This is a genomic window from Amycolatopsis nivea, from assembly GCF_004522235.1.
Classification (GTDB): domain Bacteria; phylum Actinomycetota; class Actinomycetes; order Mycobacteriales; family Pseudonocardiaceae; genus Amycolatopsis; species Amycolatopsis nivea.
This window is the reverse complement of record NZ_SDLT01000008.1, coordinates 110,319-125,501: the sequence shown is the minus strand read 5'-3', so window position 1 is coordinate 125,501 and position 15,183 is coordinate 110,319. Positions and strand designations below refer to the sequence as shown.

At 69.0% G+C, this 15,183-nt stretch carries 16 protein-coding genes; 7 read left to right on the top strand and 9 right to left on the bottom strand.

Features of this window, described 5'->3' with window-relative positions; translation table 11 throughout:
- Positions 1 to 35: 35 nt before the first annotated feature.
- Positions 36 to 239 (bottom strand): antitoxin, encoded by a 204-nt coding sequence (locus EIZ44_RS12130; RefSeq protein WP_037812373.1) that lies wholly within the window; start codon positions 237 to 239, stop codon positions 36 to 38.
- Between the two features lie 119 nt (positions 240 to 358).
- Between EIZ44_RS12130 and add the strand changes: the two genes are divergently transcribed.
- Positions 359 to 1,342 carry an adenosine deaminase gene (gene add, locus EIZ44_RS12125; RefSeq protein ID WP_134728602.1) on the top strand — a complete coding sequence of 328 codons (984 nt, stop codon included), beginning with the start codon at positions 359 to 361 and terminating at the stop codon, positions 1,340 to 1,342.
- Here add and EIZ44_RS12120 read toward each other — a convergent pair.
- The 6 genes from EIZ44_RS12120 to EIZ44_RS12095 all read right to left on the bottom strand — a co-directional run bounded on the left by EIZ44_RS12120 (position 1,320) and on the right by EIZ44_RS12095 (position 6,080).
- Complete coding sequence (locus EIZ44_RS12120; protein WP_037812376.1) at positions 1,320 to 2,693, bottom strand: vWA domain-containing protein; 1,374 nt, start codon at positions 2,691 to 2,693, stop codon at positions 1,320 to 1,322. The genes add and EIZ44_RS12120 overlap by 23 nt on opposite strands.
- A complete protein-coding gene (locus EIZ44_RS12115; protein ID WP_009080300.1) occupies positions 2,690 to 3,571 on the bottom strand; it encodes an AAA family ATPase in 882 nt (293 codons plus the stop codon). Before EIZ44_RS12115 ends, EIZ44_RS12120 begins: the two co-directional genes overlap by 4 nt.
- A 148-nt stretch (positions 3,572 to 3,719) precedes the next feature.
- A complete protein-coding gene (locus EIZ44_RS12110; RefSeq protein WP_167754097.1) occupies positions 3,720 to 4,214 on the bottom strand; it encodes a hypothetical protein in 495 nt (164 codons plus the stop codon).
- Entirely contained in the window at positions 4,201 to 4,962 is a 762-nt protein-coding gene (locus tag EIZ44_RS12105) for a hypothetical protein (protein ID WP_134728600.1), read from the bottom strand. Before EIZ44_RS12105 ends, EIZ44_RS12110 begins: the two co-directional genes overlap by 14 nt.
- A gap of 18 nt (positions 4,963 to 4,980) precedes the next feature.
- Entirely contained in the window at positions 4,981 to 5,724 is a 744-nt protein-coding gene (locus EIZ44_RS12100; protein WP_037812380.1) for a hypothetical protein, read from the bottom strand.
- Positions 5,721 to 6,080: a WXG100 family type VII secretion target gene (locus tag EIZ44_RS12095; RefSeq protein ID WP_051172698.1), complete on the bottom strand. Its 360-nt coding sequence runs from the start codon at positions 6,078 to 6,080 to the stop codon at positions 5,721 to 5,723. The genes EIZ44_RS12100 and EIZ44_RS12095 overlap by 4 nt, the downstream gene beginning before the upstream one ends.
- 168 nt (positions 6,081 to 6,248) lie before the next feature.
- Here EIZ44_RS12095 and mgrA point away from each other — a divergent pair, with 168 nt between their 5' ends.
- Positions 6,249 to 7,277 (top strand): L-glyceraldehyde 3-phosphate reductase, encoded by a 1,029-nt coding sequence (mgrA, locus tag EIZ44_RS12090; RefSeq protein ID WP_134728599.1) that lies wholly within the window; start codon positions 6,249 to 6,251, stop codon positions 7,275 to 7,277.
- Between the two features lie 23 nt (positions 7,278 to 7,300).
- Here mgrA and EIZ44_RS12085 read toward each other — a convergent pair whose 3' ends face one another.
- Positions 7,301 to 7,897, bottom strand: coding sequence for an NUDIX domain-containing protein (locus EIZ44_RS12085; protein ID WP_240691280.1), 597 nt, complete (start codon positions 7,895 to 7,897; stop codon positions 7,301 to 7,303).
- Positions 7,861 to 8,385: a PadR family transcriptional regulator gene (locus EIZ44_RS12080; RefSeq protein ID WP_134728598.1), complete on the bottom strand. Its 525-nt coding sequence runs from the start codon at positions 8,383 to 8,385 to the stop codon at positions 7,861 to 7,863. Before EIZ44_RS12080 ends, EIZ44_RS12085 begins: the two co-directional genes overlap by 37 nt.
- 89 nt (positions 8,386 to 8,474) lie before the next feature.
- Between EIZ44_RS12080 and EIZ44_RS12075 the strand changes: the two genes are divergently transcribed.
- The 5 genes from EIZ44_RS12075 to EIZ44_RS12055 all read left to right on the top strand — a co-directional run bounded on the left by EIZ44_RS12075 (position 8,475) and on the right by EIZ44_RS12055 (position 15,177).
- The gene (locus tag EIZ44_RS12075; RefSeq protein ID WP_134728597.1) at positions 8,475 to 9,035 is read left to right on the top strand and encodes a hypothetical protein; all 561 of its coding nucleotides are present in this window, start codon (positions 8,475 to 8,477) and stop codon (positions 9,033 to 9,035) included.
- A gap of 4 nt (positions 9,036 to 9,039) precedes the next feature.
- Positions 9,040 to 10,344, top strand: coding sequence for a carotenoid oxygenase family protein (locus tag EIZ44_RS12070; protein ID WP_134728596.1), 1,305 nt, complete (start codon positions 9,040 to 9,042; stop codon positions 10,342 to 10,344).
- Positions 10,345 to 10,573: 229 nt separating this feature from the next.
- On the top strand, positions 10,574 to 11,731 hold the full coding sequence (locus EIZ44_RS12065; RefSeq protein WP_199817639.1) for an ROK family transcriptional regulator: 1,158 nt from the start codon (positions 10,574 to 10,576) through the stop codon (positions 11,729 to 11,731).
- Positions 11,732 to 12,079: 348 nt separating this feature from the next.
- Positions 12,080 to 12,811, top strand: coding sequence for an HAD family hydrolase (locus EIZ44_RS12060; RefSeq protein WP_134728595.1), 732 nt, complete (start codon positions 12,080 to 12,082; stop codon positions 12,809 to 12,811).
- Positions 12,808 to 15,177, top strand: a complete 2,370-nt coding sequence (locus tag EIZ44_RS12055; RefSeq protein ID WP_134728594.1) for a glycoside hydrolase family 65 protein — start codon at positions 12,808 to 12,810, stop codon at positions 15,175 to 15,177. Before EIZ44_RS12060 ends, EIZ44_RS12055 begins: the two co-directional genes overlap by 4 nt.
- Positions 15,178 to 15,183 lie beyond the last annotated feature (6 nt).

The window sequence follows — 15,183 nt, the reverse complement described above, 5'->3', positions numbered from 1 at the left end:
GGAAGGTGCGCGAACCCGGGTCCCAGCCAGCAGCGTCACTCAGCCGTCCGAGGACGCGTGGTGTCCGAGACCTTCCGCACCGCCCCGGCGATCTGCGAGTGATACCGCCCATTGGTCTTCTCATCCACGAAGCGCGCCGCCTTGCCCACGGCCTCGTTGACCTTCTGCGGGTTGTTCCGCACATACGACACCGCGCCCGCGGCACCGGCCAGCATGGTGAGTTTCTTCATCAAAGCCATCGCGCACAGCCTTCCCCTGCGGAAACATCCGTCACCTTCTCAACGCCGCCACGCCACCGCGAGTTCCCCCGGGCAAACTTGAGTGACAGGAGGTGCCGAAGGCAGGCATCATCCGACGCGTGCGCGATCTTTCGGCCCTTCCCAAGGTGCATCTCCACGTCCACCTCGAGAGCACTGTCCGCCCGGGCACGCTCAAGGAGCTCGCGGCTGTCCACGGAGTCGAGGTGCCGGATAAACCGGCCGCGTTCAACGGGTTTCGGGCGTTTGCCGATCGCAACAGTCTCACTCGGTCGTGTTTGCGCGCGGCGGAGGACTTCGAGCGGATCGCGCGCGAGTTCTGTGCGGACGAAGCCGCGCACGGGACTCGGTACGTCGAGGTTACGTTCACCGCTGCCTCGCACGGGGAACGGCTCGGGGATCTTGAACTGCCGCTCGACGCGGTCCGCAAAGGACTGACGGAGGGCGGAAAAGAGCATGGGCTGCAATGGCGGTTGATCCTCGATCACTCGCGGCGCAGGTCGGTCGAGCGGGCGATGAAGACCTTGGAACTCGCCAAGCAGTATGAAGAGGTCGTCGCGATCGGGATGGCGGGCGAGGAAAGGCATGCGCTCGCTCCGTTCCGGGAGGTGTTCGTCCGGGCGCGGGAGGCGGGAGTGCACCTCGTTCACCACGCGGGCGAGGACGCCGGGCCGGAAAGCATCCGTGAGGCGATTGAAATCGGTGGCGCGGAACGTATCGGCCACGGGATCCGCATTGTCGAGGATCCCGAGCTGACCGCCCAGGTAGCGGAAAGCGGGATCGCGCTCGAAGTGTGTCCGTCGTCGAACGTCACGCTCGGCTTGGTGCCGACGCTTCCGCGGCACCCGCTCCCCCGGTTGATCGAGGCAGGGCTGCGGGTCACGCTCAACACGGATGTCCCGGACGTCACGGGCACCACCATCACCGACGAATTCACTCGGGCGAGGGAAGTTTTCGGGTACGACGACGCGACCTTGGCGCAGCTGGCCCGTAACGCGGTCGAGGCATCGTTCGCACCGGAGGAGACCAAAGCGTTGCTGCGCAAGGAGATTGACGGCTGGCTCAGGTCGGCAGAAGGCGCGTGACGAGCACGCCCAGCTGCTGCGCGTTCCGGCATTCGTGCATCTCCACCAGGTCCGCGTAGTCCGGCGCGGCCGAATCGCCGGTCCCCCACAGGGATCGGCGTTCGGGGTTCAGCCAGTGGACATGCCGCGCACGCGAGCGGATCGCGCGGACGGCCTCGAGATTCGGGTCGCCGCCGTTCGTCCGGGCGTCGCCCAGGATGAGGACCGACGTTCGCGGGCCGACGGCGTCGAGCCAGTGCGAAGTGAATTGTCCTAGTGCGCGGCCGTAATCGCTGTGGCCGTCCCAGCGGACGACTGCGGCTTCGCTGAGCATCCGCGCACCCAGCTGTTCGGGATCGGCGGCGCCGGTGTCCACGAGATGCGTTACCTCGTCGGTGCTGTCGACGAAGCCGAAGACGCGGATTTTGCTGAACTGGTCCCGCAAAGCCTGCACCAGCAGCATCGTGAAGTTCGCGAAACCCGCCACCGAACCGGAAAGGTCGCACAGGAGGATGATTTCCGGGCGGCCGGGACGCCGGTGCCGGTAGGCTGGACGCAAGGGCACGCCGCCAGTGGAGAGTGAACGACGCAGCGTTCGGCGCAAGTCGATCTGGCCGCGTGTGGTGCGTTTGCGGCGCGCGGCAAGCCTGGTGGCGAGTTTTCGGGACAGCGGCTGGATCGTGCGCCGCAGTTCGGCCAATTGCGTGCGGCTGGCCAGGAGAAAGTCGACGCGGTCGGCGGCGGGCGCGATCGCGTGCTTGGCGATCCGTTCGCGGCCCCGGACTTCGGCGGCCCGGCGGCGGGCTTCGGTGCGCACCCGGCCGCGGAAACCTTCGACGCGGCGGCGGATTTCGTCGCGGGTGAGCCGGTCGGTGAACTCGTCCGGGGCGCCCGCGGCACGCATCGCAGCCAGCACTTGGGCGATGAGCGTCTGCGGTTGCAGGCGGTCCAGCGTCTGGTGCGCCGAATACCCGCCGCCGGGGCCGGTTCCCACGCCGTACTGGCCCAGCAGGTCCACAGCGAGTCCGGCGAGCTGGTCCAGCGCCTGGTCGTCGCCTTCGGCCAAGGCGGCGGCGAGTGCTTCCCGCAGCTCTTCCCGGTCCCGCGGCGGGTTTTCGCGCGCCAGCTCCGGGGCGCCGACACCGGCCGGGAAGTACAGGTCGAACGCGGCGTCGAACACGGTGCGCTGCCCGCCCCGGCGGACCAGCGCGGCGGCGAGCCCTTCGCGGACCAGTTCGCGGTCGTCCAGGCCGAGCACCTCCAGCGCGGCCGCCGCGTCGGCCGTCTCCCCCGGACCGGCCGGGATGCCTTGCGCCCGCAAGGCCCGCACGAACTCGGCGAGCCGTCCGGTCAGGCCCGGCGCGGCGGTCACGACGCGTCCAGCACCTGGTCGAGACGCAGCCCGGCCCCGGCCTTCGCGATGTCGTCCTGGTGCTTCAGCACGACGCCGAGGCTTTCGCGCACCACCCGTTCGTCGAGCGCGCCCGCGCCGAGCTCCAGCAGCGTGCGCGCCCAGTCGACGGTCTCCGCCACCGACGGCAGTTTCCGCAGGTCCATCGCCCGCAGCGCGGCGATCACCCGCACCACCGAATCCGCCAGCGCGGCCTCGATGCCGGGCACCTTGAGCCGGACGATCTCGCGTTCCAGGTCCTCGTCCGGGAAATCGATGTGCAGGAACAGGCACCGCCGCCGCAGCGCCTCGGACAGCTCGCGCGTCGCGTTCGACGTCAGCACCACGAACGGCTGCTGCGTCGCGGTGATCGTGCCGAGTTCGGGCACGGTCACCTGGAAATCGCCGAGCACCTCCAGCAGCAGGCCCTCGATCTCGACGTCGGCCTTGTCCGTTTCGTCGATCAGCAGCACGGTCGGCTCGGTGCCGGAGATCGCGGTGAGCAGCGGGCGGCGCAGCAGGAATTCCTCGCCGAAGATGTCGGTGCGCGCCTCGTCCCACGTCTCGTCGCGGCCCGCGGTGATCCGCAGCAGCTGCTTCGCGTGGTTCCACTCGTACAGCGCGCGGGCCTCGTCGATGCCCTCGTAGCACTGCAACCGCACCAGCCGCGAGCCGGTGACCTCGGCGACCGCCGTCGCCAGCGCGGTCTTGCCGACCCCGGCCGGGCCCTCGACCAGCAGCGGCTTCCCCAGCCGGTCGGCGAGGAACACCGTGGTCGCGACCGCGGTCGACGCGAGGTACCCGGCCTCGGCCAGCTGCGCCGACACGTCGTCGACGGACGAGAAAAACCCGGTGCCCACGTGGCCTCCTAAGCGATCGCTCACCCGCACTGTACTGGGCGGCGGACGCCAACGGCTTCCTGCCGACCAGACATCGGATCTAAGCGCGCTCACCACCTAGAAGACACACGGAAATCCCGAGATTCCTCCGACGTATGCCGGAGCCGGTTCACGGCAGGCTCGGAATGACCTGGTCCACCAGCCGTTTCGCGACCGGGCAGGACCCTTCGTTGCTCACGGACCGGTCGAGGTACCAGATGCGCACCGCCGAGTCCGTGCCCGGGATCTGGACCTGGTAACGGCAGCCGCCGCCGGCTTTCGTGGTGTCCTTCCGGACTTCGTGCCCGCTCTGGGTGCTCGATTCGCTGTGCCCGCTCCAGTCCTCCGCCTCGCCCAGCTCCAGCGTCGCGGCCAGGTCGCCGCCGGTCAGCTTGCCCGACGGCGGGTTCCACTCGGTGCGGCAGCCGCCGACGCCTCCCGACGCCCCGGAGTCCGCCAGCTTGTACTCGCTGTGCTGCGGGTCGATCGGCGTGCCCCGCGCGGCGGTCGCCAGCAACTCGCAGGCGTTCGTTTTCGCGAACGTCTCCGCTGGGCCGGCACCGCCGCATCCCGCCACCGAGACGGCGACCGCCAGCACGGGCACGAGCCGCTTAATCATTGCCATGGAACCCCTGCCACGCGTCCTCTTCGTCGTCGAACTCGCGGCCGACCGACCGGTCCGGGCGGACACTGCCCGATTCCGAGACGGCGTGCGGCGATTTCAGTCCCGCGTTGCCGAACGCGGCTTCGATGTCCTCCTGGATGTTGGCCGTGCCGGCGTTGTCCAGCGCACTGACGTTCGGGGTCGCCGAGATCATCGCGCCGCCCTGGACGCGCAGGGTCAGGTAGCCGAAGCTTCCGCGCACCTCGCGCGGCGCTTCGGGCTCCGCCGCCGAAGCGCGTTCCCGCTGCTGCCGGAGCCGTTCGTTCTCGTTGCGCTCCCGGCTGGCCCTGGCTGCCGCGACCACTTCGTCGAGCGTCGGGACCACCACGGGACCGTCCGCGTCGCCCGGAGCCGCGGCAGGCGGCGGTTCCGAAGCCAGGCGTTCGGATCTGGCCTGCACCGCCGCGTCCAGCGCGGACAGGTACGCCTCCGTCAGCGCTTCGCCGAGGAAAGCCGGCTCGACCCGGTCTTTCCAGTGGTCCAGGACCGTCGCCTCGACCAGCTTGAGGTCCTCGTCCAGCGTGATCGTGACGACGCCGGTCCGGTCGGACGCGCGGAAACCGCGGGCGTGCCCGGTGCCGACCAGCACGGGTTCGGCGACGGTCGGCAGTGCCTGCGGCTCCGGGGCCCGATCGAGCCGTGCGCTGATGTCCCGAAGTGCTTCCAGCCCCGCGTCGAGCGTGTTCGCCGAGGCGACCGGATCGGTCATTGTCGCTCCTCCGTGCGGCTAGCCGGCGAGGCTCGGCCATTTGTCGTGCGGGAATTCCGCGGCGTCGTACTGGATGCTGGTGGCGTCGCGCGTGCGCCCGACCGCCTCGCTGTACATCTCGACCACCTTGGTGAGCCGTTGCCCCGCGGTGGTGACGAGCTTCTCGACGAGTTTGCCCGCTTCCCCGATGGCTTCCAGCGCGCCGACGATCGTCCCGGCCTCGACCAGAACGGCGACGAACTCCCCCGCGATGGCGGCGAAGGCGTCGCCGAGTTCCTTCACGAACATGATGTTCGCCTTGGCGATGTCGAGCAGCCAGCTGCTGATGTTGTCCGCTTTGGTCTTGATCGCGCCCAGCGCGGCGTGCTGCAGGTCGACGGCGTCGTTGTACGCGTTCCGGGCCGCGCCTTCCCAGTACCCGAAGTTCGCGTCCGGGTGTTCCTTGACGACGCCCTGGAGCTGGGACGCGGGACGCTGGGCGTCCTCCAGCCAGGAGAACCCCTGGACGATGATCGAGACGATCGGGGTCGAATGCTCCAGGATCTTCTTGATGTCCTCGACGATCTTCGTCAGCTTCTCGCTGAGCGCCTTCATTCCCCGGTCGAAGGCGATGACCGCCGGGCCCAGGACGTACCGCCACGCGGAGTCCGCCCATTTGCCGACGAACTCCCGGAACCCGTTGACCATGTCGTTGACCCACTGGACCAGCTGGTCGATCAATTTCTTGAACTCGGCGGTGGTGCTTTCCGCGTCCTCGCTCACGAGCCGCCCTCCGGGATCTTCTTCGACCAGTCCTTGAGGTCGAGTTCGACGATTTCTTCGTTCTGGTCGTAGGTGTTGGCCGCCTTGACCAGCACGTCGCCGATGTGGCCCATGTCCGCGCCCGCCGTGGAGAGTTTCTGCTCCATGAACTGCTGGAGCTTGTCGTAGGCGGATTTGTCGATCGCGGCGACCCCGGCGGTGAGGAGGAAGTTCACGCCGTCGCCGATCCAGAACGCCGAGATGTCGAGCGTCATGCCGGAAACCGCCGTGTGCACGCCGGCGATCTTCTCCGCGTGCGGATCCCACTTCTTCGCTTCGGTGCGCAAGGCGCCGGTGATGACCTTGTAACCGGCCATGCGTTCCTCCCTCGTTCGCCGTCGGGCTGCCCGGCCGTGACGGGCGCCACAGCCCGCATAGTACGGAGCCAAATGGGATGTCGCGCGCAAAACCGCCTTTTGCCACCGATCAGGAGGTCACCGGCAGTGTGCGGGCTCCGGCGGCGGGCCGCGGGCTAGCATCGCGGCGTGACTTACGCTGCCGCTGACGCCCGTTACGACTCGATGCCCTACCGCCGCTGCGGGCGCAGCGGCCTGAAGCTGCCCGCGATCTCGCTGGGGCTGTGGCACAACTTCGGGAACGACCGCCCGCTCACCGTTCAGCGCGACATCGTCCGGCGCGCCTTCGACCTCGGCATCACGCATTTCGACCTGGCCAACAACTACGGCCCGCCCTACGGCAGCGCCGAGGAGAACTTCGGCCGGCTGCTGGCGAGCGACCTGAAGCCGTACCGCGACGAGCTGGTCGTCTCCACCAAGGCCGGCTACGACATGTGGCCCGGCCCGTACGGCGAATGGGGTTCGCGGAAGTACCTGCTGGCCAGCCTCGACCAGTCGCTCGGGCGGATGGGCCTGGACTACGTCGACATCTTCTACTCGCACCGCTTCGACCCGGAGACGCCGCTGGAGGAGACCGTCGGCGCGCTCGACCGGGCGGTCCGGTCCGGCAAGGCGCTGTACGTCGGGATCTCGTCCTACAACTCCGCGCGGACCGCGGAAGCCGCGCGGTTGCTGCGCGAACTGGGCACGCCGCTGCTGATCCACCAGCCGTCGTATTCGATGTTCAACCGGTGGACCGAGACGGACGATCTGCTCGGGACGCTGGAGCAGGCCGGGGCCGGGTGCATCGCGTTCTCGCCGCTGGCACAGGGCTTGCTGACCGACAAGTACCTTTCCGGGGTGCCCTCGGATTCTCGTGCGGCGCAAGGGAAATCGCTGAACCCGGACACGATCACCGAGGAGAAGCTCGCCAAGATCCGGGCGCTGGGCGAGATCGCGTCGCGGCGCGGGCAGACGCTGGCGCAGCTCGCGCTGGCGTGGGCGCTGCGGGATCCGCGGATGACGTCGCTGGTGATCGGGGCCAGCAGCGTGAAGCAGCTGGAGGACAACGTCGCCGCGCTGGACAACCTGTCGTTCACCGCGGAGGAGCTGGCCGAGATCGACCAGCACGCCACCGAAGAAGGCATCAACATCTGGAAGCGGTCTTCGGACGGATGACCCGGCACGGCCGGAGGCGAGGACTACCCGAGCTTCCGGCCGAACTCGCCGTAGACCGCCTCCCCGGTCAGAAACGCTTGGTGCGCCAGCGCGATCCGCCGTGCCTTCGAGGGCCGCAACTGCGCTTGCGCGGCCTCGATGCCAAGGAACTCGAACCGGCTCAGTTCGTCCGTTGCCAGGCGGATGGCACCGATCTGCTCACGGCTCAGCACGCCGCCGTCGAAGACGAATTGCAGGCTGTCGCGCCAGACTCCGTGCTCGGGCAGCCAATCGACCACGAGAAGCCGCCCCACCGGCACGTCGATGCCGAGTTCCTCGCGGACCTCCCGACGGCACGCCGCCAACGGTGATTCGCCGTCTTCGACCAAGCCGCCCGGGATTTCCAGGAAGGGCTTGTAGGTCGGGCAGACGAACAGGATCCGACCGCGTTCGTCGCGGACGAGCGCTCCCGCGGCCGCGTTCTTGCGCGGAAACCGTTCGGCGATGCCCGGGTTGAACTCGGCCTCCGGTTCGCCCTCGTCCCGAAGATCGCGCGCGAAAACCGCGTCGTCGCCGCAGTGGCGGGCCTCGCTGCCGGTCATGATCAGCCGCGAGCCGCGCGGATCGTCTCCGCCGCCCACTCCGCCCAATCGCGTTCCATCGCCGCGTAGCGCTTGCCCCACTCCAGCGCGAGGCGGCCGTACAGCGACGGATCGCTGTCGTCCCAGTCCACCGACGCGTCGATCGCCGCCAGTTCGTCGACCAGTCCCTCGGCGAACGCACCGTGCCTGCGCAGGAATCCGCGGGCCTCCTCCGGCGTGACCTCGCCCAGAAAGTACACCCGCAGCAGCATCTCGTTCCGCCGCGCCGCCGGCGGCCGCTCCTCCAGCAGCCACTTGCGCAGTTCCGACCGACCGGCCTCGGTGATCGCGTACTCCTTGCGGCCGCGCGGGCCCTCCGCGGAGACCTCGATCAGGTCCGCGCTCTCGAGCTTGCCCAGTTCCCCGTACAGCTGGCTCTGCGTGGCCGTCCAGACGCTCGACATCGCCGTTTCGAAGCGTTTCAGCAGGTCGTAGCCGCTGCCGGGGGCAGTGGCGAGCAGCCCCAGCACCGCGTGTCGCAAGGTCATGCGCTCACCCTACCTTCCACTATTGACATGTGCACGCCGGACGTTCTAGCTTTGACATGTCACCACAGGAACGTGAGCGAGGGGCACTGATGAACTACCTGAAGAGTTTCCTTCCGTGGATCGCCTTCGCGGTCGTGTCGACGCAGGCCGACTGGCGCTGGTCCGGGCTGACCGGGCTGGTGCTCGCGGGCGGACTGCTCCTGCTCGAGCGCCGGCGCGGCAAGGGCTGGGACACGCTGGTCATCGAGGTCTCCGCGGTCGTTTTCTTCGCGGCGCTGTCGATCTGGTCCTTCAGCGACCCGGCCTCGCCGCTCCGGGATTACGTCGGCGCGCTCACCGATCTGTGGCTCGCGGCGACCGCCTGGGGGTCGGTCGCCGCGAAACGGCCGTTCACCCTGGGAATCGCGAAAACCATGGTCCCGCCGGAAATCGCCGCGACCCCGGTGTTCCGCCGGGTGAACGTCGTCATCACCGCGGTATGGGCGGCCAGCTTCACGGTCGCCGGAATCGCCGAAGCCGTCCTGCTGCATTACGCGCCGCACGACACCGTCGGCTTGGTCGTCATCAAGGTGCTCGGTTTCGCGATTCCGATCTCGTTCACCATCCGCTATCCGCGCATCGTCCGGGCCCGTGCCCAGAAAGCCGCGTGAATCCATGACCACCACCGATTTTCACCTCAAGGGCCACTACGCCCCGGTCCACGACGAACTCACCGCCTACGACCTGCCGGTCACCGGTGCGCTGCCGCCGGAACTCTGCGGCTGGTATCTGCGCAACGGGCCGAATCCGCGCCAGGACAGCGCGCATTGGTTCACCGGCGACGGAATGGTGCACGGCGTGCGGCTGGAAAACGGCCGCGCCGCTTGGTATCGCAATCGCTGGGTGCGCACCGAAAGCTTCGATATCCCGGATCCGGCGCTCTACAACGCGGACGGAACCCGGAATCTCCGGTGGAGCGTCGCCAACACCCACGTCGTCAACCACGCGGGACGCACGCTCGCGCTCGTGGAATCCTCGCTGCCGTACGAAATCACCACGGATCTCGACACCGTCGGCGTCTACGATTTCGGCGGCAAGCTCGCCGACGCGATGACCGCGCATCCCAAGATCTGCCCGGAAACCGGCGAACTGCATTTCTTCGGCTACGGCAGCATCACCGCCCCGCACGTGAGCTACTACCGCGCCGACGCCGCCGGGGAACTCGTGGTGCAGCAGCCGATCGACGTTCCCGGGCTGACGATGATGCACGACTTCGCGCTCACCCGGCGGCACGTGGTGTTCTTCGACCTCCCGGTGGTGTTCGACCACGCGACCGACGGCGGGATCCCGTACCGCTGGAGCGACACGTACGGCGCGCGGCTCGGCCTGCTCAGCCGCGACCGGCCGGAGGACGGCGTGCGCTGGTTCGAAATCGACCCGTGCTACGTCTTCCACACCCTCAACGCGCACGACACCGCCGACGGCCGGATCGTGGTGCACGTCGTGCGGTATGAGCACCTGTCCAAGCCGGACGTCCCGAATCCGAAGGGCGTGCTGTGGCGGTGGACGATCGACCCGCGCGCGGGCACCGTCACCGAGGATCTGCTCGACGACCGCGACGGCGAGTTCCCCCGCATCGACGACCGGCTCGCCGGGCTCGACGCCCGCTTCGGCCACGTCACCGGATGGCACAGCCCGGAAGGCCCGCTCGTGCTGCGCCGGTACGACCTGCGCACGAACGCGTCGCGCGAGCACCTGTTCCCGGAAGGGCACATCCCGGGCGAAGCGGTTTTCGTACCGGCGGACGACCGTCCGGACGGCGCGGGCTGGCTGCTCGCCTACGTCTACGACAGCCCCAACGACCGCAGCGATCTGGTCGTGCTCGACGCACAGGACCTCGAAGCGGATCCGGTCGCGACGGTCCACCTGCCCGGCCGCGTGCCCGCCGGGTTCCACGGCAACTGGCTGCCCGACGCCTGATCCGCCTCGATCAGCGGACGGCACACTCCGCGTGCCGTCCCCGGGTCTTGCCCGCCGAGCCCGTATCGTCGGGCAAGACCTCCCGCCTGCCCTCCCGAGCCGGAAGAAAAGAAACTTTCCTGCCAAAGCGGGGCGAATCCGGTTACCGTGGCAGGACGGAAGTCCGAACGGGAAGGAAACTCAGCAGGTGGCAGGGTCGGGTACACCACCGGTCGGCACCCCGGCCGGGATGCGCATGATCAACCAGCGGGCGGTGCTCGACCTGCTGCGCCGCGGCGGGCCCGCGACGCGGCCGCAGGTGGCGAAGGACACCGGGCTGTCGAAGCCCACGGTGAGCCAGGCGCTGCTGGCGCTGGAGGCCGCCGGGCTCGCCCGCGCGACCGGGCACACGTCCACCGGCACCGGCCGTTCGGCGGTGCTCTACGAGGCGGACCCGACCGCGGGGTACGTGCTGGGCCTGGACATCGGCCGCGAGCACATCCGGGTCGCGGTCGCCGACCTGGGCCGCACCACGGTCGCCCGGCGCGACGTGCGCAACACGGCCCGCTCCGGCAGCGCGCTGATCTCCGCACTGGGCAAACTGGCCGCCGACATCGTGGCCGAGGCGGGCCTGACCAACGACGACATCGTGGTCCGCGTACTGGGCTCCCCCGGCGTCGCGGACCCGGTGAAACGCTGCTTCCGGCACGCCCCGAACCTGCCCGGCTGGGGCCGCCCCGGCTTGCTCGACGACCTGGAGCAGGTCCTGGGCCCGGAACTGGTGGTGGAGAACGACGCGAACCTCACCGCGGTCGGCGAATGGGAAAGCGGCGCCGCCCGCGGAGCATCGGTGGTCGGCTGCATCACCATCGGCACCGGCGTAGGCATGGGCCTGATGGTCGACGGCCGAGTCTTCCGGGGCGCCACCGGCGCCGCAGGCGAAATCGGCTACCTCCCCTACGGCCGCACCCGCGTCGCCGACGAACCAGCCGAACCACCCGCGCGCGGACACTTGGAAGAAGCCACCGCCGCACAGTCAGTAGTCCGCGGCGCACGCGAACTGGGCTTGGGCACAGCACGATCCGCCCGCGAAGTCTTCCGCCTGGCCCGCGAAGGCGACGAACTGGCCCAACGCGCAGTCTCCGCGGAAGCAGACCGCCTCGCCTACACAGTCGCTTCGGTAGCCGCAGTAATCGACCCAGAACTCATCGTCCTGGGCGGCGGCGTAGGAACGGCAGCAGACCTCCTGCTGGAACCCATCGACCGAGCACTCCGCGCCTTCACCCCCCTGACCACCACAGTGGTACAAGGCGAACTAGGCGACGACGGCGTACTAACCGGCGCAATCAGCGTCGGCTTACGCGCAGCGGAACGCCTGGTCTTCGACCGCCGAGTAGGCGCCGCCTAGCGTTCCGCCGCAGCCACTGGGATCCCGCCCCCAATGTGGCATTGGGTGCGTCAGACGCACCGAACGCCACATTGGGTGCATCCCACGCACCCAATGCCACATTGGGGCGCTAACCCCCACCCAAACCGCAGCCGATGCACCCACGAGCGAGGCACCCAGCCCTCCCCCCGCACCCCGATACGAAGCCTCCCTGCGGTTCGGGGGTGCTTGTCAAGGCATCTTTCCCGCCTTGACAAGCACCCCCGAACCGTCAGCACAATCAAGCTTCGGGGTGCCCCACGCAACCACTGGCCCGATGTCGCCGCCAGGCGACGAGCCCACCCGCCGAACGCCCGGTACCTTGCAGGCATGATCGGACTGCCCGACACCATCACCGCCTGCCTCTTCGACCTGGACGGCGTACTGACCGGGACGGCCGTGCTCCACCGCGAGGCGTGGAAACGGACGTTCGACGAATACCTCCGCACCCGCGACACCGCGAACTTCCAAGAATTCACCGACGCCGACTACGCCACCTACGTAGACGGCCGCCCGAGGGCCGACGGCGTCCGGGAATTCCTCCGCTCCCGCGGAATCGACCTCCCCGAAGGCACCCCCGACGACCCCGTCGACGCCCCGACCGTGAACGGCATCGGCAACCGCAAAAACGAGCTGGTCCTGAAAATCATCGACGAACGCGGCGTAAACCCCTACCCGGGTTCCGTCCGCTACCTCGAAGCCGCCAAGCAAGCCGGACTCAGGATCGCCGTAGTGACCTCCTCCGCGAACGGCGCGAAAGTCCTCGACGCGGCAGACCTGTCCCGCTTCGTGGAAGCCCGCGTAGACGGCCTGGTCATCCGCCGCGACCACCTCAAAGGCAAGCCCGCACCCGACTCGTTCCTCGCCGGGGCCAAGGAACTCGGCGTGGACCCGAAGCAGGCCGCGGTGTTCGAGGACGCACAATCCGGCGTCCAAGCAGGCAAAGCCGGCGGTTTCGGTTACGTCGTGGGCGTGAACCGGGAAAACCAGGCCGACGCCTTGCGCGCGCACGGCGCCGACGTCGTGGTGGACGACCTCGCCGACCTGCTGGAGGACAAGTGACGGAATCCGGTTACGAATGCGCTCCGTGGGAGCTGCGCTGGCGCGGGCTCGACGTGGATGCGTTGCAGCGCACCGAATCCGCCTTCGCGGTGTCGAACGGACACATCGGACTGCGCGGCACGCTTGAGGAAGGCGAACCGCGCGGGCTGCCCGGCACCTATCTCAACGGCTTCTACGAACAGCACGAACTCCCTTACGCCGAGGGCGGTTACGGCTATCCGGAAGAAGGCCAGACCGTCGTCAACGTGACCGACGGCAAGATCATCCGGCTGCTGGTCGAGGACGAGCCGCTGGACATGCGCTACGGCATCGCGACCGCGCACGACCGTGTGCTCGATTTCCGCCGCGGCACGCTGCGGCGCGTCACCGAATGGTCTTCGCCCACCGGCAGGCGGGTGCGGGTGACCACCGAACGGCTGGTTTCCTTCACCCAGCGCGCGGTCGCCGCGATCCGCTACGAGGTCGAACCGCTGGACGAGGACTTGCAGCTCGTCGTGCAGTCCGACCTGCTGGCCAACGAGCCGGTCGAGTCCGACACGCACGATCCGCGCGTCGCCGCCGCGCTCGACGCGCCGCTGGTCGGCGAGTTCAGCCACGCCGCGGGCTACCAGGCCGTGCTGGTGCACCAGACCCGGATGTCCGGGCTGCGGGTCGCCGCCGCGATGGACCACAAAATCGAGGTGGACGACGGCCTGCGCACGCGCATCCACGCCGAGGAGGACCTCGCCCGGCTCACCGCCGCGGTCGACGTGCCCAAGGGCGGACGGCTGCGGGTCACCAAATTCCTCGCCTACGGCTGGTCCGCGCAACGCTCCGCACCGGCGCTGCGGGCGCAGGTCGAAGCCGCGCTCGCGGGCGCGAGGCAGACCGGCTGGAAGGGGCTCGCCGCCGAGCAACGCCAGTTCCTGGACGATTTCTGGGCCACTTCGGACATCGAAATCGACGGCGACCCGGAACTCCAGCAGGCCGTCCGGTTCGCGCTCTTCCACCTGCTGCAGGCCGGCGCCCGCGGCGAAACCCGCGCTATCGCCGGAAAAGGCCTCACCGGACCGGGATACGACGGGCACGCGTTCTGGGACAGCGAGACTTTTGTACTGCCGGTGCTGACGTACACGATGCCGGACGCCGCCCGCGACGCGCTCGGCTGGCGACACTCCACAATAGACAAAGCCAAGGAACGCGCGACCCAGCTCGGGTTGCGCGGCGCGGCTTTCCCGTGGCGGTCCATCAACGGGGCCGAGTGTTCCGCGTACTGGCCCGCCGGCACTGCCGCGTTCCACGTCAGCGCGGACATCGCCGACGCCGTCGTGCGCTATGTCAACGCCACCCAGGACGAGCATTTCGAGCGCACCTGCGGCGCGGAACTGCTGCTGGAAACCGCGCGGCTGTGGGCGTCCCTCGGGCATTTCGACCACCACGGGCACTTCCGCATCGACGGCGTCACCGGACCGGACGAGTACTCCGCGGTGGCGGACAACAACGTCTACACGAACCTGATGGCGCGCCGGAACCTGCTCGCCGCGGCTGAGGTGTGCCAGCGGCATCCGGACGTCGCCGAACAGTTCGAAGTGGACGCTCCGGAGATCGATTCCTGGCGCGCCGCGGCGGACGCGATGGCGCTGCCGTACGACCAGGAACTCGGCGTGCACCCGCAGTCGGAAGGCTTCCTGCAGCACGACGAGTGGGATTTCGCCGCCACCGACGAGGATTTCTACCCGCTGCTGCTGAACTACCCGTATTTCGACCTCTACCGCAAGCAGGTCGTCAAGCAGGCCGACCTCGTGCTCGCCCTGCACCTCTGCGGCGATTCGTTCAGCCCGGAGGAAAAAGCCCGCGACTTCGCCTACTACGAGGCACGGACGGTCCGCGACTCCTCGCTGTCCGCGGGCACGCAGGCCGTCATCGCCGCCGAGGTCGGGCACCTGCAACTGGCGTACGACTACCTCGCCGAAGCCGCGCTGACCGACCTGCACGACGTGCACAACAACGTCCGCAACGGCCTGCACATGGCGTCGCTGGCCGGCGCCTGGCAAGCCGCCGTGGCCGGATTCGGCGGCTTCCGCGACTACGGCGGCCAGCTGTCGTTCGCGCCCCGGCTGCCGGACGAACTCGGCGGCCTCACCTTCCGCCTCGCGTTCCGGGAAACGCGGTTCCAGGTGTCGATCCGGCCCGGCGCGGCGACGTACCGGGTGCTCAACGGCCCGCCGCTGGACCTGCTCCACCACGGCGAGCGGTTTACCGTGACCGACGAGCCGGTGGAACTGCCGATCCCGAAGCTCGACCCGGGCCCCGCGCCAGTCCAGCCGATCGGCCGGGCCCCGGCGCGCCGGGACCCGTCGAAGGTGCGGCAGTTCGACCGGAGCTGACTCGTC